A 19,909-nucleotide genomic window follows, 5' to 3' on the forward strand; every position below is an offset into this window, starting at 1 on the left:
GCGAAAGTCAATCGAAGCCGCGAAAAAAGTCGTTTGAACGTGGGGTGTGGCGCGCCCTAGCATGGGATGCACAGGCTTTTCATTCCATGGAGACACGTCATGAACGCATCACCTCACAACCCGTCCGCCGAGGTTGCCATCGTCACGGGCGGCGCGAAAGGTATTGGCTTTGGCATCGCGGCTGCGCTGGCTCGCAACGGCAGGCGCATCGCGCTGTTTGATCTCGACCGCGCGGCCCTCGATCACGCCGCCAGCACGCTGGCCGCGGCGGGCGCCGACGTGATCGCGCTGCCCGTCGATGTGACGAATAGCGCATCCGTCAACGAGGCCGTCGAAGCTGTCGTCGAACGCTTTGGCCAGATCGACGTGCTGGTGAACAACGCGGGCATCGTTCGCGACAAACGCATCACGAAGATGAGCGACGACGACTGGGACGCTGTGATAGGCGTGAACCTGAAGTCGCAGTTTCTGTGTTGCCGCGCCGTGCTCGCGCACATGAGCGCTGCGCGCCATGGGCGCATCGTGAACATCTCGTCGCGCGCTTGGCTGGGTGGCGTCGGACAGTCGAACTATTCGGCCGCGAAGGGCGGCGTGGTGAGCCTCACGCGCAGTCTCGCGCTCGAATGGGCGAGCGCCGGCATCACCGTCAACGCGATTGCGCCCGGCATCGTCGATACGCCGCTGTTTCAGGCCTTCGATGCGGACCTTCAGGAGCGGCTGAAGAAGTCGGTGCCCGTGCAGCGCATCGGCACGCCCGACGATATCGCGCAGGCTGTCTTGTTCTTCGCGCAACGCGAAGCGTCGTACGTCACGGGGCAGACGCTCTATGTATGCGGCGGCCGTTCGCTGTCGTCACCGAGCGTTTGAGGAGCACGTCATGACGATTCACTACAGCGTATCGGATCATGTGGCGACGGTGAGCCTGGACCGTCCCGAAGCGCTCAACGCGCTCGACCTCGATAGCCTCAAAGACTTGCGCGCCGCGCTCGCCGAAGCGCGCGACGACGATGACGTGCGCGTGATCGTGCTCACCGGCGCGGGGCGCAAATCGTTCTGCGTCGGCGCGGACCTGAAAAATACGCTGCCGCCTTCGACGAGCTTCAGTTCGTCGTTCGTGCGTTCTATCGACCGCGCTGCTGCTGAAGGCATCTATGTGCGCCTGATGGATCTCAGTTCGCTGCGCCTTTTCAAGCCGGTTATCGGCGCGATCAACGGCTATTGCCTCGGCGGTGGACTCGAACTCGCGTTGCAATGCGACTTGCGGATCGCCTCGACGGATGCGGTGTTCGGCTTGCCGGAAGCCGTCGTCGCGAGCATTCCCGCTGTGTGCGGCATTCAGGCATTGCAAAAGGCTGTGCCTTCGGCGATCGCGATGAAGATGCTGCTGACGGGCTGCAAGATTGACGCGGCGTACGCGGAGCGGATCGGCCTGATATCCGATGTCGTCGCGCCCGAAGCGCTGATGGACAAGGCGCTCGAACTCGCGCGCACGATCGCGTCGAATGGTCCGCTTGCCGTGCAGATGATCAAGAAGGTCGCCGAAACGAGCAGCAACGTGCCGCTGGCGCAGGCGCTCGAATTTACCGAGCTGGCGTGGGGCGCGATGCGCGATTCGGAAGACCGCGTGGAAGGGCGCAAGGCGTTCGCCGAAAAACGCAAGCCGCAGTTCAAGGGCCGCTAGACGCGTCAGACGCGTTAGGCTGCGGGCGCTTCGCCAATCGAGAGAAGCCAGTTGCGGAACTCGGCGAACTCGGCATTCGAAAGATGCTCGCGCGGATAGATCAGGTAGTACGTGAACGCGCCCTGATCGAGCACGAACGAAAAGGGCATCACGAGCGTGCCGTCGCGCAACTGATCGGCGACGAGCACGCGCTGCGCCATCGCGACGCCCACGCCTTGCGTCGCCGCGAAGTACGCGAGGATCGAGCTTTCGTAGCTGAGGCCGCTCAACGGATTGACGCCGCGCACGCCCGCCGCGTCGAGCCATTTGGCCCAGTCTTCGCGGCGCGCCAGCGAATGCAGCAGCGGCACGTTGCGCAGTGCTTCGGGCGTCGCATCGGTGAGATCGGGATGCGCGCGCAGGAACTCGGGGCTGCACACGGGCACCAGTTCGTTCGGCACGAGCCGGTCGAAACCGAGATCCGACGATGGCGCATGCGAGAGGCGGATCGCCGCGTCGACGTCTTCGGTGTTGAAGTCGACGGGTTGCAACGAGGTGGTGAGACTGACTTCGATATCGGGGTGCTCGCGATGAAACGTCGACAGACGAGGCAGCAGCCAGTTCATCGAGAACGTCGTGTAGCCGCGAATCTTCAGCGTGCGGCGGCGGCGCGCTTCCGTGAGATTGATCGTTGCGGTGCGCAGCGTTTCGAAGCCGCGAACGATGTCGGCGAGATAGCGCTCTCCCATCGGCGTCAGTGCGATCGCGCGATGACCGCGCTCGAACAGCAGCACGCCGAGCTGGTCTTCGAGCAGCTTGATCTGCCGGCTGACGGCAGCGGGCGTGACGTTGAGCTCGTTCGCGGCGAGCTGCACGCTCAGCAGGCGGCCGCAGACCTCGAAGGCGCGCAGCGCGTTGAGTGACGGAAGGGTTCGCATCGAAAAATGGTAGCACGCGCTTTGCACGCCGCATGCGGGGATTGCTACGTAGAAGCGCGTTTGCATGTCCGTTGCGCTCGCGTCAGCAAAACTCAATCGAGTGCGCAGCAAATGTCGTTTGAGCGTGCCTGTTGCGCGCCGTATCGTTGATTCAAAGGCAATCTGTGAGACTGAAGGAGACAGCCATGCTGGACGGTGTGCGAATTCTGGCCTGGGGCTCGCGCCAGGCAGTGAGGCTCGGCGCAACGCTGCTCGAACGCGCCGGCGCGCAAGTCACGTTTGCGCAGGCGCAGCCAGCGGGTGGCTTCGCGTATGACGTGATCGTCGTTTCATCGGATGTGAGCGCGGCGAGCGAACGAAGCACGATCGCGGAGTTGAAGGCGGCGGGCAAGCATATCGTTTGCGATATCACCGCGACGGGACCGCAAGGCGCGCGCGCGGGCATGCGTGCCTCCGATGCGCAGATCCAGGCGATCAGCGGCCTGATGGACACGACGGGTTTTGCGCAGGGCGAGCCGGTGCGCATCGGCGTGCCGTTCACGGAGATATCGGCGGCGCTGTATGCGTGCGCGTCGATTGCGGCGGCCGTCCGCGTGAAGCGTTTGCACGGCATCGCGCAGACTATCGACGTGACCTTGTTCGGCTGCGCGGCGAGCGCGCTCACGACGTTTCTGCCCGCCGCGTTTGCGCAACGGGCGGTTGGCCGCGTCGGCAATCGTCATCCTGCTTGCGCGCCTTGGAATGCGTATCGGACGCTCGACGGCTGGATACTGATTTGCACCAGCACAGAAGAACAGTGGCGCAAGATCAAGAGCGTGGCTCACGTGCCGCAACTCGACGACTCGCGCTTCGACACGTTGCGAGCGCGCGTGTCGAACGTCGATGAACTCGATGCGCTGATCGAAACGTGGACGTCCACGCTGACCACGGAGGCATGCTCGCATCTGTGCGAACAGATCGGCGTGGCGGCCGGGCCGATCGTGTCCGTCGCGGGGCTGTCCAGCGAGCCGAACTTTCGCATGCGGCACGCGGATGCGGCGGCGCAGATCGACGCGTGCGGCATCGATGGCGAGACGTATCGGCAGATGTCGATTTTCAGCATGGCGCGTCTGACAGACGACGCATCCTTTAAGCCGCGAGCAGGCGTCGAAATCGCTGCGCGAACGCAAGAGGCCGGGCCGCTCGCAGGCATCAAGGTCGTCGAGATTGGCCAGTACACGACGGCGCCGCTGGTCGGCAAGCATCTCGCGGCGCTCGGCGCGGAGGTCGTAAAGATCGAGCCGCCGGATGGCGAGGTCGCGCGCGCGTGGACGCCGGGGCAGGCGGGCACGAGCTACTTCTTCGCGCTCAACAACACAGACAAGCAGACCTTGGCGCTCGATCTGAAGCAGCAGGCCGACCGCGCCCATCTGCGCACGCTGCTCGCCGATGCCGATGTGCTCGTCGAAAACCTGCGGCCGGGTGCGCTCGCAAAGCTCGGCTTCGGGCGCGAGGCGCTCGGCGAGATCAACCCGCGCCTGATCTATTGCTCGATCTCGGGCTTCGGCATCGCGTCTGCCTACCCGGCGCGACCCGCGTTCGACACGGTCATCCAGGCGATGGGCGGACTCATGGACCTGACGCGCAGCAACGGGCAGCCGGTGAAGCTCGGCGCGTCGGGCGCGGACATTCTGGGCGGGCAGGCGGCGCTGCTGGCAATCCTTGCGCTGCTCGCCGACCCTGCACGCCGGGCAGGGACCTTCGTCGAAATATCGATGCAGGACGTGGCTGCGTGGTGCGCGCTGTTCGCGTCGGGCAATCCAGAACGGGAGGGAATCGCGGTCGCATGTATTGACGGTCATGTGTGGCTCGAAAGCGATGAGCGTTTCGATGTGGCTGCGCTCGCGGCAAGCGCCAGGCGCGAACGATGCGGCTCGCTGTCACGTGCGTCGGCTGTTGCAGCGCTTATGAATGCGGGCGTCAGTGCGGTGCCTGTGGCGCGCGTCGATGAACTGATCGAAGACGGCGATTTTCTCGCCGATGTGCTGAGCGTCGCGCGCGATGCGAGTGGCGCGTTCTGGCCGATTCTGAAGGTGCCGTACCGCTTGTCGCGCACGCCTGCACGCGTTCGCGCAGTGCCGGGCGCGCCCGCGCGATATGCCGAAGAGACTTCGCGAGGGTCGCCGTTGAGATGGGGAATGGTCGAGGCGGGTTGAACGCTTGCTAAAGCGTCGGTGTACGTCGTCCCCCGTTACGGATGATCCAAAATCGACTGCTTGGTCTGTCGGGTGAACGCGCCACTTTGCGCCGACAATGGCGGCCGGCTTTGTTGTGCTCAATCTGCTGTGCAACAGGTTGACGCCTGGACGTTTCGGGCGATGGCTCGGTGTAGTTGGGCCCGGTTCGAGGCGACGCTCAATGCGTCCGTGGTCCTGCGGATCTGGGAAGCACGTATCGCGTTTCACCCTGCGCGCGGTCATCCAGGGCGGCGGATACATCGTCAACTCCTCACCCGCCGCCATCGAGCGCGAGACGCATCGCACCGAACTTCCGCCGGTATTGTGCAGGTGTCAGGCACACACTGCGGCGGAACAGCCGGTTGAAGAAGCTCGCATCTTCGTAACCGACTTCATTGGCGATCGCTTCGATTGGCTGCTGGTTGGATTCGAGCATCTGCTTGGCCTCTTCGAGCCGCAGCGTGTGTACGTAGACCAGCGGCGACATGCCCGTCGCCTGCTGGAAGCGCCGCTTGAACGAGCGCTCGGGCAGGCCGCTCAGCTGCACCATCGCCGCGACGGGGGACGCCTCGGCGTAATGCCCGGCGATCCACGCCTGGCAGCGCGCGATCACGGCGTCCTCGACCTGCCGCGTGCGCGCAAGCCGCGCGAACGGCTGCTGGCCCACATCGTTCCAGACGACGAGGTTGATGCGCGCCGTCTGCATCGCGATTTCCACGCCCGCGAGCCGTGCGATCAGGTACAGCGCGAGGTCCAGCCATGAGGTCCCGCCGCCCGCCATGATGAGGCGTTGGCCGTCGCCCGACGCGACGAGCGCCCGATGCCTGCGCACCTTGACGGCCGGGTAGCGGCGCGTCATCAGGTCGCAAAAGGCCCAGTGCGTGGTCGCTTCGTGACCGTCGAGCAGCCCGGCTTCGGCGAGCAGGATCGCGCCGGAGCAGGCCGTCGCGAGAATCTTGCCGTCGGCGTAGCAGCGTCGCAGGCTATCGATCTCTTCCACGAAGCGTCCTTCGAGCGCTTCGCCCGGCGCCACCATCAGCTCGGGCACGCAAACGACGTCGGCGTGCGCGCAGGCATCGAGCGTCGCGTCGGGCGTGATGCGCACATGGTTCGCGGCGACCAGCGAAGCGCCGTGCCGCGACACGACCTGTGGCGCGAACGGCGCAACGCCGGGCGCACCTTCGACGATCAGGCCCCAGTCCCTTCCCGCCGACATGAACATGTCGTACATCCCGTACACCACGGAAGCCGAGGTTTCGGGCATCGCCAGGATGGCGACGCGCACGGAGGTGCGGGTCTTCTCTTTCATGGCCGATTCGTCCCATTCGTGGCCGATAACGCTTTAGTCGGAAGCGTGCGTACGCCGTATCGTGACGGCGTCGTAGATGTAATTTAAGTGTAAGGATCGCGTTTATGCCAGGCCGGCGACGGCTGGCTTATCGCGTTTGTCGCGCTTGTCTCGTCGCGTCGATGGATGGGCGCGATCGTTCGAAGGAGCTTCCATGAGTCCGTATCGCCAGCACCTGCCGCAACTCGCCGATTCCCTGTTCATCACGGACGGCGGCCTCGAAACCACGCTGATTTTTCATGACGGCATCGACCTGCCGTGCTTCGCCTCGTTCGCGCTGCTGCGCGACGAAGAAGGCACGGCGATGCTGGAGCGATATTTCGCGCGCTATGCAGAATTGGCGCGCCGCGAAAACGTCGGCCTCGTGCTGGAATCGCCGACCTGGCGCGCGAATCCCGATTGGGCGGCCAGGCTCGGTTATACGGCGGCCTCGCTTGCCGATGCGAACCGCCGCGCGATCGCCTTGCTCGCGCGCGTTCGCGCCGCGTATGAAACGCCGGCGACGCCGATCGTCATCAGCGGCAACCTCGGTCCGCGCGGCGACGGCTATCGCGCCGACGCGCGCATGAGCCAGAGCGAAGCACGCGCCTATCATCAGCCGCAGATCGAAACCTTCGCGGCGACGGACGCCGACATGGTCGCGGCCTTCACGATCAACTACGTAGACGAAGCAATCGGCGTGATCCAGGCGGCGCAGGCGTGCGCGATGCCTGTCGCGATATCGTTCACGCTGGAGACGGACGGACGGTTGCCGTCGGGCGAGACGCTCGCCGATGCGATCGCGCGCACCGATGCCGCGACGCATGGCTACGCCGCTTACTTCATGATCAACTGCGCGCACCCGTCGCACTTTGCGTCGATGCTCGCCGACGCGGGCGCATGGCGCGAGCGCATTCGCGGCGTGCGCGCCAACGCGTCGAAGCGCAGTCACGCCGAACTCGACGAAGCCGACGATCTCGACGACGGCGATCCGGACGAACTCAGCGGCAGCTATCGCGCGCTGCGGCATTTGCTGCCGTGCATGACGGTGGTCGGCGGATGCTGCGGCACGGATCATCGACACGTCGGGCAGATCTGCCGCGCGATGAAGGCGCCGCTGGCCGCCGATACGGTTTGACGTTCAGCGCGCGAGGGCCGCTCGCGCCGCCGCCATGCCCGCGCCGACGCTCACGCCCGGCCTAGCGTGAGCGCAAATTCGTCGAGTTGCGTGATGCAGGTGTTCCAGCCGTCGAAGAAGCCGAGTTGTTCGTGCCGGTCGCGCGTCGCGACGTCGGGATGCATGACGCGCGCGATGTAGCGGCTGCCTTCGCCTTCTTTCGACATCGCGATGTCGGCGGTGAAGCCAAGCCACGGCGTGTTGGGACGCCAGTCCGCCGTGAGCATCGACGTGAACACGATGCGCGCTTGCGGGACGACTTCGAGGAAGCAGCCGGGGTTGTCGCTCGTGCCGCCATCGGGACCTTGCATGAAGGTGTGAAAGGCGCCGCCCGGACGCAGATCGAACGCGCGAACTTCTGTAGTCCAGGGCTTCGGGCACCACCATTCCTTCAGCAAGTCCGGTTCGGTCCACGCGCGCCACAGCGCAGCCACCGGCGCGCGCAGCACGCGAGTGATGACGAGATCGTTCGACTCAGCGCTTTCGACGGGTTTTGTTGACATCAGCTTGCTCCTCTTGATGAAGCTGTTCGACGAATTCGACCATCCGGTCGGATCGTGCTTCCCACACGGCGCGCTGCTCGGCCAGCCATGTTTCGACTTCCGTCAGCTTCGCGGGTATCAGTTCGCAGGTGCGCGCGCGGCCGATCTTGTGCGTGCGGATCAGGCCGCTGTGTTCCAGCACGGCGACGTGTTTCATAAACGACGGCAGCGCCATGTCGAACGGCTGGGCCAGCACCGAGACGGTCTGCGCGCCGCGCCCGAGCATGCTGACGATCGCGCAACGGGTCGGATCGGACAGCGCCTGGAACACTTCGCTTACTGCGGCATGATAGTTAGCCATATGGCTAAGTATAGTGCAAAAATGGCGGCGCGGCGAAGGCGTACGTAGTGACGGGCGCGCGCCTAAGCTATCAGCATGGGTTGAGCGTCAATCGCGAAAAACCTGAGAAACGGAGGCGTTCGATGAACACACCCAACGACACCGGCTTCACCGGCTCGATTCCTGAAATCTACGAGCGCTACCTCGTGCCGATGATCTTCGAGCCGTACGCGCGCGATCTCGCGAGCAGGGCGGCGTCGGTTCAGCCGTCGCGCGTGCTCGAAATCGCGGCGGGCACGGGCGTCGTCACACGAGCGATGGTGGATGCGCTGCCCGAGTATGTCGAAATCGTCGCGACGGACCTCAATCAGGCGATGCTGGACTGCGCCGCGACACTCGGCACGCACAGGCCCGTGACCTGGCAGCAGGCGGACGCGATGCAACTGCCATTCGACGATGCGAGCTTCGATCTGATCGTCTGCCAGTTTGGCGCGATGTTCTTTCCCGACAAGCCGCGCGCGTTTGCCGAGGCGCGGCGCGTACTGCGAAGCGGCGGCGTGCTGCTATTCAACGTCTGGGATCGAATCGAGGAGAACGCGTTTACCGTCACCGTTTCAGACGCGCTCGGCAACTTGTATGCGGCGGACCCGCCGAGTTTCTTGCAGCGCCTGCCGCACGGTTATTGGGACACGAACATCATTGCGCGCGATCTCGCGGACGGCGGCTTCGATGCGCCGCCGCCGCGTATCGAGACGATCGCGAAACGCAGCGGCGCGGCGTCGGCGCAGGCTGCCGCGATCGCGTTCTGCCAGGGCACGCCGATGCGGGCCGAAATCGAAGCCCGTTCGGGCGCAACGCTCGACGAAGCGACAGCGGCTTGCGCAACTGCCCTGCGCAAGCGTTTCGGCGGTAGCGCAATCGACGGAAGGATTCAAGCGCACGTCGTCACAGCACAACGCTAAAACGACGAAAAAGTGTGTCCTGCTGAGCGCAACGATGGGTCCGAAAGCCGCTCCCGCCTTATCTGACGGGCCGGACGGCGTTTGCCGGGCGGAAATTGTTACACCTCTTACTGGAAGGATTGACCGGTGTTACGAACGCCTTTCAGACGTTGGTTATACTCGCCCCGTCTCAAAAACTACTGATCAAACTATGTCGAAGCGAATCATTCAGATGGTGGCCATTGCAGCGCTGACGGCTGCGGCGTCGTTGCCGGCGATGGCCGGCGATATGAACAATGCGCTTGGCGGCGCGCTCGGCGGCGTCGCCGGTGCGGCATTGGGCGGCGCGGTGGGCGGCAGCACGGGTGCCGTGATCGGCGGCGCGGTGGGCGGCGGCGCGGGCGGTGCGGTTACGTCGAACCGCCGTGAGCGCACGGGCGCGATCATCGGCGGCGCGCTCGGCGGCGGTGCGGGCACCGCGGCGGGCAACGCGATGGGCGGGCGCGGAGGCGGTCTGGTCGGCGCGGCGCTGGGCGGCGGTGCCGGCTCGGCGCTCGGCGGCAACATCTCGCGTTCCAACTCGTACGCCGACGACTATTCGCACGGTTCGTACGGTTCGCACAGTTCGTACAAGCGCAAGCACAAGCACCGTCACTACGACGACTGATTGGCGAGCTGACGGCCTTGCGAGTTCACTGAACGGCGAACTCGCGGGTCGGACGGGCACGACGGCGCGGCGGCGCAAGCGCTGTGCGACAAATCATCGCAGGGAATTGTCGCGGATCAAAAACGAGATAAGCGCCATTTGAAGGTAGGATTGTCGAAATTCCCTTCTTTTGCAGGCGTCATCGTGCCCGTTGACTATCTTCGCGGCTTTACCTCGGCCGCTCGCACTGACGCCGCCAACCGGCGGCTTGGCCTCGCGCTCGCCGGGATTGCCGGCGCGGCAAACGCGGGCGGCTTTCTGGCGATTGGCCAGTACACGTCGCACATGTCCGGCATGGTGTCGTCGCTGGCCGACAGTCTCGCGCTCGGCAACCTCGCGTTCGTGCTGTCGGCGGCGAGTTCGATCTTCGCGTTTCTCGCCGGTGCGGCGAGTTCGGCCATTCTGATCAACTGGGGCCGACGAAGAGGGACGCAGAGCGTCTACGCGATGCCGCTCGTGCTCGAAGGGCTTCTGTTGTTGTGCTTCGGCGTGCTCGGCGCGAACCTGGAGCAGCATCGTCTGCTGTTCGTGCCCGCTACCGTCACGCTGCTTTGCTACGTGATGGGACTGCAGAACGCGATGATCACCAAGATATCGAAAGCGGAAATCCGCACGACGCACGTCACGGGACTGGTGACGGATCTCGGCATCGAAATCGGCAAGGGCTTGTACTGGAACCGGGGCGTGCCGTCGACGGAAGCGGCTTACGTCGGCGCCGACCTGCGGCGGCTCGGTCTGCTCGCCTCGCTGCTTGGCATGTTTCTCGCGGGCGGGCTTGCCGGCGCGATTGCGTTCAAACAGGTCGGGTTCATCGCGACGCTGCCGCTTGCGGCGTTGTTGCTGGTGCTGGCGGCCGTGCCCGTTGCCGATGATCTGTTGAGGTATCCGCGACGGGCGCGATGAATTGCGCTCGCCGGACGGACCCGAACACGCTTCTCACGCGCCCACATCGCGCGCCGCGACTTTTACTTCTCCCAGAGCTTGCGTCCCAGGAAGGTCAGCGTCCGATCCCACGCCATTTCCGACCACACCGGGTCGAACTGCGTGCCGGCGATGCGGCTGAAGCCGACGGCGGTTTCGTTGGCGAACGCGTGGTGCGCGAGATAGCGGTGAAACTCGACGTCGACGTTCGCGTCACGCAGCTTCGATTCGAGCGTTTCGACCGTCGCGATCGGGAAGAACGCATCCTGCGTCGCGTAGTGCCCGATAACCGGCACCTTGATTTTCGACGCGTCGATATAGTCGAGCGGAGGGAAGCCGTAGAACACGACGCCCGCCGACACTTCCGGGCTTTGACCCAGCGTGAGCAGGGTTAGTGCGCCGCCCATGCAATAGCCCATCACGGCGACGCGGCCTGAACGCTGCTTCAGATATTGCGCCGCGCCGCGAACGTCTTGCGATGCGGCATCGCCGAAATCGAGACCGTCCATCAGGTGATGCGCTTCTTCCTCCTCGACCGTCGACTTGCCGCGATACAGATCGGGCACGAGCGCGAAGTAGCCGGCTGCCGCGAGGCGATCCGCGACGCCGCGGATCTGGTCGTTCAAGCCCCACCATTCCTGAATGACGACCACTGCGGGCGCGCCATCCGCTTTCTCGGGCGTGGCCAGATAACCTTGCAGTTCTTTACCGTCTGGGCGGCTGAAAGTGATCATGGAGCCTGTGGTCGTGTTCATGGGCGTGTTCCTGTTGAATGGGCCACTAGCATAGCGCCAATGCCGGCCGAATGCAGGCCTACGGCCTTGTCAGAAATGAAAACACCCTGCAAGCCTGAGCGCTTGCAGGGTGTCGCACTTCACTCGCGAATTCTGGATTCTTTAGTCGCCTGGAAGCCAGTAGCAATCCGAAGGATTCCAGCTGGGATCGCAAATCCAGTAGCCGAATGCGAGCTTCTGATCGGCGACCGAAGCGCTTCTCGGGCCGTCCGACTTCATCGCGAACGGCTGCGCTTCCAGCGCGATCGGCGCTGCCGATGCGGACTGCGCGAAACACGACAACATCGATGAAGCGAGCAACGCAAGTAACGCAGATTTCACTTTCATGTCAAATGCTCCGTTGTTATCTGAAGATCACGATGCACCGTTCATCAAGGTGTCACCGTACGGAAGACTTTATTGACAGGAGTGAGCTTCGTTAATCAGATCTGTGTCCAGCGCTCGTCAGGATTTTCCGATTTCGCGGAGATTCGGCGCGAGGTCAAAGTCTGTTTGTTGTTCTGTTGATGTGGTGCGATTGGCGGCATATGGCTCGCAAATCCTGCCCATAAAAAAAGCGGGCATTGTTGCCCGCTTTCTTCACAAGCCGCCGAAGCGCTTTAAAGCCTCGTTACGCCGGCATCTTGCGGAACGAAATCGCGAAGCGGTTCCATGCATTGATCGCCGAAATCAGCAACGTCAGATCGACCAGCTCGGCCTCGCTGAAATGCGGCTTCACGGCTTCCCACACTGCATCGGGCACGTGATTCTCAGACACCAGCGTCACGGCTTCCGTCCATTCCAGCGCCGCGCGTTCGCGTGCCGTGAAGAACGGCGTTTCGCGCCACACGACGACCGTCGCCAGACGGCGATCCGTTTCGCCGCCCTTGCGCGCATCGGTGGTGTGCATGTCGACGCAGAACGCGCAGCCGTTGATCTGCGATGCGCGCAGACGCACCAGTTCCGTCAGCGATTTTTCGAGGTCGCTCTTGCCGATGCGTTCTTCGAGCGCGAGCATTGCCTTGATCGCGTGCGGGTTGGCTTTGTAGAAGTCGAGACGTTGTTCCATGATCGTTTCCTCAGTGAGAGTGCGCTTTAGCTGCGCGACACATGAAGATTAGGCGCGAAACTGGCCGCAGGAAATGGCCAATTTTGAGCAATTTGAGGTAACCACTTCTGAACTGTTGCGGAACAACTTTACAAGGCAGCGGGGAACGATGCAGACGAAGGGCCGCTGCCGCGCGACGGCCCTTGTGTGACAGGAAGAAGACCTTACTTGACCGCGCCGAGCGCGAGGCCCTTCACGAGATAGCGCTGCAGCCACGCGAACACGATCGACACCGGCAACGTCGCGCACAGCGTCGCGGCCATCACCAGATGCCATTCGACGACGTACTTGCCCGCCACCATATCCGTCACCTGCACGGTGAGCGTCTTGTTTTCGGGCGAGCGGATCAGCGTATAGACGACGGCGAACTCGTTCCACGCATTGATGAACGTGAAAATCGCCGTCACGACGATGGCGGGCACGGCGAGCGGCAGAAACACCTTGAACACCGCGCGCGTGCGGCTGCATCCTTCGAGCCACGCGGATTCTTCGAGATCGCGCGGCACGGTCTGGAAATACGACGACAGCATCCACACGGCGAACGCGATATTGAACGCCGCATACGAGACGATCACGCCGATTTTCGAATCGACGAGATTGCCGTCGCCATACGGAATCATCGCGGCGAGACGGAACAGGCCGACCACGAGCAGAATCGGCGAAAGCATCTGCGTGACGAGCAGAAACTGCCGATACAGCCCGCGCCCGCGAAACGGAAAGCGCGCGAGCGCGTACGCGGCGGGCAGGCTGACGGCGAGCGCGAGCGCTGTCGAAAGCAGGCTGATGACGGTGCTGTTGCGCAACGCGACGCCGAAGTTCGCGGCTGTCCACATGTCGACGAAGTTCTGCCATTGCCAGTGCATGGGCAACCAGCGCGCCGGATAGACGAACACTTCGTTCGCGGGCTTGAGCGCTGTGAAGAACATCACGGCAAACGGAAACAGCACGACCACGATGAGCGGCGACAGCGCGAGCCAGCACCACACGGTGCGTTTCATCTTCGCGTTCATGCGGGTTCTCCTTCCTTCGACGGCTGAATGCGCAGATACAGCACCGAGAACACGAACAGCATGATGAGCATGACCAGCGACACGGCAGCCGCCTGGCCGGGACGCCCGAGCCTGAAACCGAGTTCGTACAGATACGTGACGAGAATATGCGTGCCGTTGTCGGGGCCGCCTTGCGTCATCACCCAGATGATCGGAAACGAGTTGAACACGTAGATCACGTTGAGCAGGATCGCCATGTTCACGAACGGGCGCAGCAGCGGCAAGGTCAGTTGACGGAACTGCTGCCACGCGCTCGCGCCGTCGATGCGCGCGGCTTCGTAGATATCGCCGGGCACGGACGACAGGCCGCCGAGCAGAATCGTCACCGTGAACGGAATCGACACGAGAATACCGACCGCGATCTCGACGGGAAACGCGAGTTCGGGCGTCGCCAGCCAATGAATCGGACCGCCGATCAACCCAAGCCGCTGCAACGTCACGTTGACCATCCCGTAGTCGTCATTGAAGGCCCAGCGCCAGACGACGGCTGTCATGGTCAGCGACACGGACCACGGCAGCATGATGATCGTGCGCGCGATGCCGCGTCCGTGGAAATCCTGATTCAGCACGAGCGCGACGGGCACCGAAATGATCACCGTGCCGCCGACGACGGCTGCCGTCCACACGATGGTCCGGCGCAGCGAATCGAGAAACACGGGGTCGGCGAACACCGTGAAGAAGTTCTTGAATCCGGTGAAATCGCGAATCGCGCCGAAGCGCGAGACATCGTGTACCGACTGATACACGATGTTGAAGATCGGGTAACTGATGATGAACAGCGCCAGGATCAGACTCGGCGCGATCAGCCACCAGGGCGCGGCGGCGCGCGGGGCAATGGAACGGCTCATGCGTGCCTGATCGACGGATGCTTGGGCGTTGGAACTCATGAAGCCCTCGGGACGGAATGGGCCGGATGCAACACGGCGCTTCGCATGAAAGTTGGCATCTAAATTCGCACGAAAGGAAGCGCGCTCATCGAATGTGAAGCCGCATCGGCGTCGAGCCGATGCGGCTTCCGGTACTACGCTAACGGATCATCAAACTGCGCATCAAAACGCGCGGTTACTGGCCGAGCGCCTGATTCGCCTGGCTCGCGGCCTGCTTCAGCGCATCGTCAGGCTTGGACTTGCCGAGGTACACGGCCTGCATCGCGTTGGTCACGGCCTTCGCGGTGTCTTCCCAGCCGGACACCGTCGGCGCGAAGCGCGCTTGCGGCAGCAGCGCGATGAACGCCTTCGTGTCCGCATCGTTGAACGCGGGGTCGGCGGCCTCGGCCTTGGTGGTCGGCAGGAAGCCTTCCGTGCTCGTGAACTCGACGCGCGGCTCCTTCGTGAACAGATAGTCGAGGAACTTCCAGGCGTCCTTCTTCACCTTCGAGTTCTTGAACATCACGATCGAGTCGGTGACGGCATACGTCGCGCCATTCGTGCCGACGGGCAGCGGATCGATGCCGTATTTCAGGTTCGGCGCTTCCTTCTTGATCTGCTTCGCGAGGAACGGCGCGGAAATCATCATCGCGACGCGACCCTGTTTGAAGAGGTTCTGCACGTCTTCACGGCTGTAGCCCGTGACGCCCGGCTGCGTCAGGCCCTGGTCGATCATCGACTTGTACAGCGTCGCTGCCTTGATGCCCGCGGGCGAATCGAAGCCGGCCTTGCCCTGCTTGTTCAGCACGTCGCCGCCATTGGTCCACAGCGCGTAGTAGTAGTACACGTCGGTTTCGATTTCCTTGCCTTGCAGGCCGAAACCGGCAACACCCTTTGCCTTCAGCTTCTTCGACGCGTCGATCACGTCATTCCACGTTTTCGGGCCATTCGGATAGCCGACGCTCGCGAGCAGATCCTTGTTGTAGTACAGCGCGCGTGCCGAAGCGGCGATCGGCAGGCCGTAGGTCTTGCCGTTGATCTGGCCGGGCGCGAGGAACGGGCCGATGAAGCGGTTCTTGAAGTTCGCGTCCATGTACGGGTCGAGCGGCTCGGCGACGTCGTCCTTCACGAAGTCGAGCAGCCAGCGCGTGCCGACGATCGCGAGGTCGGCGTTGGCGTTGCCCGAGATATCCGTTTGCAGCTTCTGTTGCAGCGTGTCCCAGTTCACGTCCTCGATCTTGATCGTGGTGCCGGGATTGGCCTTTTCGAACTGGCGTGCCATTTTCTCGAAGTACGGTGCCGTCGCGTCGCTGTAATGCGCGACCGTCACACGCACCGTATCGGCGTGCGCCGATAGGGCAAGACCTGCAAACGCGAGCGCTGCGGCGACTTTGCCGAGCGTAAGGGAAGCACGTGCATGCAACGACATTTCGTCTCTCCTGGGGTGGTCTGCCGCCGTAGCCGGCTGCTTGGGTTAAATTGTTTGAAAAAATCCTACACACGAAAAAAAAGCTTGTCACGTAGGGCTGACCATATTTTTTATCGGACGGTTTTTTGCATAACATGCTGTAAAGGATGGGCTTTTTGTGCGCTGCGGGGTATTCGTCGTTTGTAGCGTCCGGATGGTCCGCAGTCCGTGAAAATGTGCAATATGTAGGAAATTTACAAGACGGGAGTGGCTTTTGGCTTACCCGAAGGCCGCCCGCCGCAATTGCGAAAATCGCGAAGAGGACAGGACATGAAGCGTGTCGTGCTGGTGACGGGAGCATGCGGCGGAATCGGCAGCGTGTTGTGCCGGCGTTTCGTGCAGGACGGCGCGACGGTGCTCGCGCTCGATGTCGATGCGGCCGCGCTGGATCAGCTGGCTGCGGAACTGGGCGCCGACAGCGTGACGCCCATCGCCGTCGATCTCTGCGATGCCGACGCCGTGCGCGAACGCGTCGCGCAGGCTGTCGATAAACGCGGTCCCGTCGACGTGCTCGTCGCGAACGCGGGCGCGGCGCAAGGGATGACGCTTGCGAAGACGGATGCCGCAAGCTGGCGGCGCGACGTCGAGCTGAATCTGAACGGCACGTATCACACGGTCGAAGCGGTGCGCGCGTCGATGATCGAGCGGCAGCACGGATCGATTGTGCTGATCGGCTCTGTGAACGGCCTGGCGGCGCTCGGCCATCCCGCGTACAGCGCGGCGAAAGCGGGGCTGATCAGCTACACGAAGTCGCTGGCGATCGAGCTTGGCCGCTATGGCATACGCGCGAACATCGTGTGTCCGGGCACGGTGAAGACACAGGCATGGCAGGCGCGCGTCGACAAGAACCCGCAGGTTTTCGAGGACCTGAAGAAGTGGTATCCGCTGCGCGACTTCGCGACGCCCGACGATATCGCCGACGCCGTGTTGTTTCTCGCGTCGCCGATGGCGCGCGTGATCACGGGCGTGGTGTTGCCCGTCGATGGCGGGCTGATGGCGGGCAACCGGCTGATGGCCGAAGAACTGACGCTCGAATCGCTCTAAACGCCGAGAGCAAGCACGCGACACAACCGCAACCGACGATGAGGACAGCATGGCAGCAGTGCAACTGAGCGGCATCTACAAGCGTTACGGCGACACGCAGGTCGTGCATGGCATCGACCTGCATATCGACGACGGCGAGTTCGTCGTGCTGGTCGGCCCGTCCGGTTGCGGCAAGAGCACGTTGATGCGAATGGTCGCGGGCCTGGAGGAAATCAGCGGCGGCGACCTGATGATCGGCGGCACGCGCGCGAACGGCCTGGCACCGCAGCAGCGCAATATCTCGATGGTGTTCCAGAGCTACGCGCTATATCCGCATCTGTCCGTGTACGACAACATCGCGTTCGGTCCGCGTATCCGCAAGGAAGCGTCGACGAGTTTCAAGCCGCGTATCGAAGCCGCTGCGAAGATGCTGAACCTCAGCGGCTATCTGGACCGCTTGCCGCGCGCGCTGTCGGGCGGCCAGCGCCAGCGTGTCGCGATGGGCCGCGCGGTGGTGCGCGAGCCGTCGCTGTTCCTGTTCGACGAGCCACTGTCCAATCTCGATGCGAAACTGCGCGTGCAGATGCGCACGGAGATCAAGGCGCTGCATCAGCGGCTGAAAAACACGGTGATCTACGTCACGCACGACCAGATCGAAGCCATGACGATGGCCGATCGCATCGTCGTGATGAACGCGGGGCGCATCGAGCAGATCGGGCGTCCGCTGGAGCTTTACGACCGGCCGGCGAATCTGTTCGTCGCGAGCTTTCTCGGTTCGCCTTCGATGAATTTCGCCGAGGGCGAAGTGGTGAGCGCGCCGAAGGGTGTCGCATTGAAACTCGCGGATGGCGTGCAGATTCCGCTGACGGGCATCAGTCAGGCGGCGAAACCGGGCGCGAAGGTCACGCTCGGCGTGCGGCCCGAGCATATCGAAGCGTCGAATGAAGGCATTCCGATGGATGTCGAGGTGGTCGAGCCGACGGGCGCGGAGACGCATTTGTACGGCAAGATCGGCGGCGCGGCGTGGTGCGTGACGATGCGCCAACGCGCGTCGATCGAGCCAGGTCAGCGCGTGACGGTGCGCTTTCCCGAGCAGCACACGCATCTGTTCGACACGGAGAGCGGCAACAGACTGGGCTGACAGCATCAGACCGGCACCGACGACATGCCGCTGATTCATCCTCCATCCAAAGGAACGCACGGGTGTCCGCACCGAACCTGATTCCTCACATCCGCAGCGCGCTCGAATCGCTGCGGCCCGCCGAGCGCAAGGTCGCCGACATGGTGCTGTCCGATGTCGACTTCGCGATGCGCGCGAGCATCACCGAGCTTGCGCAACGCGCCGACGTGTCGGAGCCTTCCGTCACGCGCTTTTGCCGCGCGGTGGGCGCGCACGGTTTGCGCGACTTCAAGATGCAACTCGCGCAGAGCGTCGCGGGCGGGATGCCGTATGCGTCGACGGCCGTGGCGCGCGGCGACGATACGCAGACGCTGATCGACAAGGTCGGCGAGGCGGCTGTCGAGGGAATCACGCGGGCGCGCAGCGCAATCGATCCTGTTGCGGTGAATGCGGCGCTGGCTGCGCTCGCGAGTGCGCGCCGCGTGTATTTCTTCGGCGTCGGCTCAGGCTCGGGACTCGTCGCGCAGGACGCGGCACTGCGGTTCCTGCGGCTCGATATCGCCGCGAGCGCTTTCACGGATGCGCATTTGCAGCGTCTTTACGCGGGCCTGCTCGAACCGGGCGATGTCGCCTTTGCGATTTCGCATTCGGGCCGTAGCGTCGAAGTGAACGAGAGCATGCAGATCGCGAAGGAGCGCGGCGCGACGACGATCGCGCTGACGAATGTCGGCTCGCGGCTTGCGTGGCTCGTCGATATTCCGTTGTTGCTGCGCGTGCCGAGTCCCATCGATCCGAACACGCCGGGCGTCTCGCGGCTAGTGCATCTGTGCGTGATGGATGCGCTCGCGATTGGTGTGGCGTTGCGGCTGGAGCCGCATACGCTGGAGAAGATGCGGCATGCGAAGGCGAGGTTGTCGCAGGAGACGGATGCGGCGGCGGAGGATGGGGCGCAGTAATCTGCGGCGCGCTCAGCCCGAAACGTAGCCAAACCGCCGCGACAACCGCTGCGTCGCCGCGAGCAAGGTCTTCGCTGCGCCGCCTTGTGTATCGCTGTCGAAACTTCCCGCTGTGCCCATCAACGCGATCACCAGCACGATGCTGCCCGTGTGATCGAACACGGGCGCCGCCAGCGTGTTGATGCCGGGAATAGGCTTGTTGAGCGCGGTGTCGATGCTTTGCTCGCGAATTTGCGCGAGACGTTCCGCATACGGCTGCGCGAGCTTTGCATCGCGCGTATCGGTCGTCGACGCGCCCGCCAGCCGTAGATGATCTTGCGCGAGCAGACCATGCCGCACATCGTCGGCAACGTGCGCGGCGAACACGCGGCCAATCGCTGTATTCACGAGCGACATCACCGTACCCACGCGCAAGCTCACATGCAGCGGCCGCGCCGATTCTTCGAGCCGCACGACGGTCGGCCCAAGCGGACCGAGCACGGCCATCGCGACGCTCATGCCCGTCGTCACTGCAAGATCGACGATCTCCGGTTCGGCTTCGCGCGTCGGCGACAGACGTTGCAAGCCGATCAGCCCGAGTTCGAGCGCAAGCGGTCCCGCTTCGAAACAGCCGGACGTATCGCGGCTCAGCAAGCCGATCTTCTGCAAGCTCACCAGATGAGGAAACGCCTTCGCGGGCGGCATATCCGCAGCCGCAGCGAGATCGCGCAGCGACAACGGCTTGCCCGCCGCGACCAGAGCCGTTAGCAATTCGCCCGTGCTGTCGAGCGACTGGATGCCGCGCTGCTGTTTCGCGTCGGCGTTCGCGGACGATGTGTTATCGAGTGCTTCTTTCATG

21 protein-coding genes are annotated in these 19,909 nt (G+C 63.6%); 10 read left to right on the plus strand and 11 right to left on the minus strand.

Annotated features, from left to right (window positions below):
- Window positions 1-99 precede the first annotated feature (99 nt).
- Window positions 100-867, plus strand: coding sequence for an SDR family oxidoreductase (locus C2L65_RS16725; protein ID WP_042304292.1), 768 nt, complete (start codon window positions 100-102; stop codon window positions 865-867).
- A 10-nt stretch (window positions 868-877) separates the two neighbouring features.
- On the plus strand, window positions 878-1,681 hold the full coding sequence (locus tag C2L65_RS16730; RefSeq protein WP_042304291.1) for an enoyl-CoA hydratase/isomerase family protein: 804 nt from the start codon (window positions 878-880) through the stop codon (window positions 1,679-1,681).
- Window positions 1,682-1,695: 14 nt separating this feature from the next.
- Here the strand turns inward: C2L65_RS16730 and C2L65_RS16735 are convergent, their stop codons facing one another.
- Entirely contained in the window at window positions 1,696-2,598 is a 903-nt protein-coding gene (locus C2L65_RS16735; protein WP_042304313.1) for a LysR substrate-binding domain-containing protein, read from the minus strand.
- A gap of 185 nt (window positions 2,599-2,783) precedes the next feature.
- On the opposite strand from C2L65_RS16735, the gene C2L65_RS16740 reads away from it, so the two are divergent.
- Window positions 2,784-4,793, plus strand: a complete 2,010-nt coding sequence (locus C2L65_RS16740) for a CaiB/BaiF CoA-transferase family protein (RefSeq protein WP_052426762.1) — start codon at window positions 2,784-2,786, stop codon at window positions 4,791-4,793.
- Window positions 4,794-5,085: 292 nt separating this feature from the next.
- Here C2L65_RS16740 and C2L65_RS16745 read toward each other — a convergent pair whose 3' ends face one another.
- A complete protein-coding gene (locus C2L65_RS16745) occupies window positions 5,086-6,123 on the minus strand; it encodes a GlxA family transcriptional regulator (RefSeq protein WP_042304290.1) in 1,038 nt (345 codons plus the stop codon).
- A 193-nt stretch (window positions 6,124-6,316) separates the two neighbouring features.
- Between C2L65_RS16745 and C2L65_RS16750 the strand changes: the two genes are divergently transcribed.
- The gene (locus C2L65_RS16750; RefSeq protein WP_042304289.1) at window positions 6,317-7,279 is read left to right on the plus strand and encodes a homocysteine S-methyltransferase family protein; all 963 of its coding nucleotides are present in this window, start codon (window positions 6,317-6,319) and stop codon (window positions 7,277-7,279) included.
- Between the two features lie 50 nt (window positions 7,280-7,329).
- Here the strand turns inward: C2L65_RS16750 and C2L65_RS16755 are convergent, their stop codons facing one another.
- Window positions 7,330-7,821 carry an SRPBCC family protein gene (locus C2L65_RS16755; protein ID WP_042304288.1) on the minus strand — a complete coding sequence of 164 codons (492 nt, stop codon included), beginning with the start codon at window positions 7,819-7,821 and terminating at the stop codon, window positions 7,330-7,332.
- Window positions 7,793-8,161: an ArsR/SmtB family transcription factor gene (locus tag C2L65_RS16760; RefSeq protein ID WP_042304287.1), complete on the minus strand. Its 369-nt coding sequence runs from the start codon at window positions 8,159-8,161 to the stop codon at window positions 7,793-7,795. Before C2L65_RS16760 ends, C2L65_RS16755 begins: the two co-directional genes overlap by 29 nt.
- Window positions 8,162-8,283: 122 nt before the next feature.
- Here C2L65_RS16760 and C2L65_RS16765 point away from each other — a divergent pair, with 122 nt between their 5' ends.
- From C2L65_RS16765 to C2L65_RS16775, 3 genes are all read left to right on the plus strand, one after another.
- Complete coding sequence (locus C2L65_RS16765; RefSeq protein ID WP_042304286.1) at window positions 8,284-9,102, plus strand: class I SAM-dependent methyltransferase; 819 nt, start codon at window positions 8,284-8,286, stop codon at window positions 9,100-9,102.
- A 190-nt stretch (window positions 9,103-9,292) separates the two neighbouring features.
- A complete protein-coding gene (locus tag C2L65_RS16770; RefSeq protein ID WP_042304285.1) occupies window positions 9,293-9,748 on the plus strand; it encodes a hypothetical protein in 456 nt (151 codons plus the stop codon).
- 183 nt (window positions 9,749-9,931) lie between these two features.
- A complete protein-coding gene (locus tag C2L65_RS16775) occupies window positions 9,932-10,690 on the plus strand; it encodes a YoaK family protein (protein ID WP_042304311.1) in 759 nt (252 codons plus the stop codon).
- A gap of 62 nt (window positions 10,691-10,752) precedes the next feature.
- Here the strand turns inward: C2L65_RS16775 and C2L65_RS16780 are convergent, their stop codons facing one another.
- The 6 genes from C2L65_RS16780 to C2L65_RS16805 all read right to left on the minus strand — a co-directional run bounded on the left by C2L65_RS16780 (window position 10,753) and on the right by C2L65_RS16805 (window position 15,933).
- Window positions 10,753-11,463, minus strand: coding sequence for a dienelactone hydrolase family protein (locus C2L65_RS16780; RefSeq protein WP_042304284.1), 711 nt, complete (start codon window positions 11,461-11,463; stop codon window positions 10,753-10,755).
- 141 nt (window positions 11,464-11,604) lie between these two features.
- Entirely contained in the window at window positions 11,605-11,829 is a 225-nt protein-coding gene (locus tag C2L65_RS16785; protein WP_042304283.1) for a hypothetical protein, read from the minus strand.
- A 283-nt stretch (window positions 11,830-12,112) separates the two neighbouring features.
- Complete coding sequence (locus tag C2L65_RS16790) at window positions 12,113-12,550, minus strand: carboxymuconolactone decarboxylase family protein (protein WP_007577985.1); 438 nt, start codon at window positions 12,548-12,550, stop codon at window positions 12,113-12,115.
- Between the two features lie 203 nt (window positions 12,551-12,753).
- The gene (locus C2L65_RS16795) at window positions 12,754-13,599 is read right to left on the minus strand and encodes a carbohydrate ABC transporter permease (protein WP_035999640.1); all 846 of its coding nucleotides are present in this window, start codon (window positions 13,597-13,599) and stop codon (window positions 12,754-12,756) included.
- A complete protein-coding gene (locus C2L65_RS16800) occupies window positions 13,596-14,486 on the minus strand; it encodes a carbohydrate ABC transporter permease (RefSeq protein WP_042304310.1) in 891 nt (296 codons plus the stop codon). Before C2L65_RS16800 ends, C2L65_RS16795 begins: the two co-directional genes overlap by 4 nt.
- 214 nt (window positions 14,487-14,700) lie before the next feature.
- Window positions 14,701-15,933 carry an ABC transporter substrate-binding protein gene (locus C2L65_RS16805; RefSeq protein WP_007577988.1) on the minus strand — a complete coding sequence of 411 codons (1,233 nt, stop codon included), beginning with the start codon at window positions 15,931-15,933 and terminating at the stop codon, window positions 14,701-14,703.
- Between the two features lie 309 nt (window positions 15,934-16,242).
- Here C2L65_RS16805 and C2L65_RS16810 point away from each other — a divergent pair, with 309 nt between their 5' ends.
- The 3 genes from C2L65_RS16810 (at window position 16,243) to C2L65_RS16820 (ending at window position 19,071) form a co-directional block, all read left to right on the plus strand.
- A complete protein-coding gene (locus C2L65_RS16810; RefSeq protein WP_042304282.1) occupies window positions 16,243-17,016 on the plus strand; it encodes an SDR family oxidoreductase in 774 nt (257 codons plus the stop codon).
- Between the two features lie 49 nt (window positions 17,017-17,065).
- On the plus strand, window positions 17,066-18,136 hold the full coding sequence (locus tag C2L65_RS16815) for an ABC transporter ATP-binding protein (RefSeq protein ID WP_042304281.1): 1,071 nt from the start codon (window positions 17,066-17,068) through the stop codon (window positions 18,134-18,136).
- A gap of 62 nt (window positions 18,137-18,198) precedes the next feature.
- Window positions 18,199-19,071, plus strand: coding sequence for a MurR/RpiR family transcriptional regulator (locus C2L65_RS16820; RefSeq protein WP_042304280.1), 873 nt, complete (start codon window positions 18,199-18,201; stop codon window positions 19,069-19,071).
- A gap of 12 nt (window positions 19,072-19,083) precedes the next feature.
- Here C2L65_RS16820 and C2L65_RS16825 read toward each other — a convergent pair whose 3' ends face one another.
- Window positions 19,084-19,908 carry an IclR family transcriptional regulator gene (locus C2L65_RS16825; protein WP_042304279.1) on the minus strand — a complete coding sequence of 275 codons (825 nt, stop codon included), beginning with the start codon at window positions 19,906-19,908 and terminating at the stop codon, window positions 19,084-19,086.
- Window position 19,909 lies beyond the last annotated feature (1 nt).

The sequence above is a fragment of the Paraburkholderia terrae genome (genome assembly GCF_002902925.1).
Lineage (GTDB): Bacteria > Pseudomonadota > Gammaproteobacteria > Burkholderiales > Burkholderiaceae > Paraburkholderia > Paraburkholderia terrae.

Excerpts from the sequence above, each read along its gene's own strand:
- C2L65_RS16725 (WP_042304292.1), top strand. The coding sequence starts at position 100 with ATGAACGCATCACCTCACAACCCGTCCGCCGAGGTTGCCATCGTCACG.
- C2L65_RS16730 (WP_042304291.1), top strand. The coding sequence starts at position 878 with ATGACGATTCACTACAGCGTATCGGATCATGTGGCGACGGTGAGCCTG.
- C2L65_RS16735 (WP_042304313.1), bottom strand. The coding sequence starts at position 2,598 with ATGCGAACCCTTCCGTCACTCAACGCGCTGCGCGCCTTCGAGGTCTGC.
- C2L65_RS16740 (WP_052426762.1), top strand. The coding sequence starts at position 2,784 with ATGCTGGACGGTGTGCGAATTCTGGCCTGGGGCTCGCGCCAGGCAGTG.
- C2L65_RS16745 (WP_042304290.1), bottom strand. The coding sequence starts at position 6,123 with ATGAAAGAGAAGACCCGCACCTCCGTGCGCGTCGCCATCCTGGCGATG.
- C2L65_RS16750 (WP_042304289.1), top strand. The coding sequence starts at position 6,317 with ATGAGTCCGTATCGCCAGCACCTGCCGCAACTCGCCGATTCCCTGTTC.
- C2L65_RS16755 (WP_042304288.1), bottom strand. The coding sequence starts at position 7,821 with ATGTCAACAAAACCCGTCGAAAGCGCTGAGTCGAACGATCTCGTCATC.
- C2L65_RS16760 (WP_042304287.1), bottom strand. The coding sequence starts at position 8,161 with ATGGCTAACTATCATGCCGCAGTAAGCGAAGTGTTCCAGGCGCTGTCC.
- C2L65_RS16765 (WP_042304286.1), top strand. The coding sequence starts at position 8,284 with ATGAACACACCCAACGACACCGGCTTCACCGGCTCGATTCCTGAAATC.
- C2L65_RS16770 (WP_042304285.1), top strand. The coding sequence starts at position 9,293 with ATGTCGAAGCGAATCATTCAGATGGTGGCCATTGCAGCGCTGACGGCT.
- C2L65_RS16780 (WP_042304284.1), bottom strand. The coding sequence starts at position 11,463 with ATGAACACGACCACAGGCTCCATGATCACTTTCAGCCGCCCAGACGGT.
- C2L65_RS16785 (WP_042304283.1), bottom strand. The coding sequence starts at position 11,829 with ATGAAAGTGAAATCTGCGTTACTTGCGTTGCTCGCTTCATCGATGTTG.
- C2L65_RS16790 (WP_007577985.1), bottom strand. The coding sequence starts at position 12,550 with ATGGAACAACGTCTCGACTTCTACAAAGCCAACCCGCACGCGATCAAG.
- C2L65_RS16795 (WP_035999640.1), bottom strand. The coding sequence starts at position 13,599 with ATGAACGCGAAGATGAAACGCACCGTGTGGTGCTGGCTCGCGCTGTCG.
- C2L65_RS16800 (WP_042304310.1), bottom strand. The coding sequence starts at position 14,486 with ATGAGCCGTTCCATTGCCCCGCGCGCCGCCGCGCCCTGGTGGCTGATC.
- C2L65_RS16805 (WP_007577988.1), bottom strand. The coding sequence starts at position 15,933 with ATGTCGTTGCATGCACGTGCTTCCCTTACGCTCGGCAAAGTCGCCGCA.
- C2L65_RS16810 (WP_042304282.1), top strand. The coding sequence starts at position 16,243 with ATGAAGCGTGTCGTGCTGGTGACGGGAGCATGCGGCGGAATCGGCAGC.
- C2L65_RS16815 (WP_042304281.1), top strand. The coding sequence starts at position 17,066 with ATGGCAGCAGTGCAACTGAGCGGCATCTACAAGCGTTACGGCGACACG.
- C2L65_RS16825 (WP_042304279.1), bottom strand. The coding sequence starts at position 19,908 with ATGAAAGAAGCACTCGATAACACATCGTCCGCGAACGCCGACGCGAAA.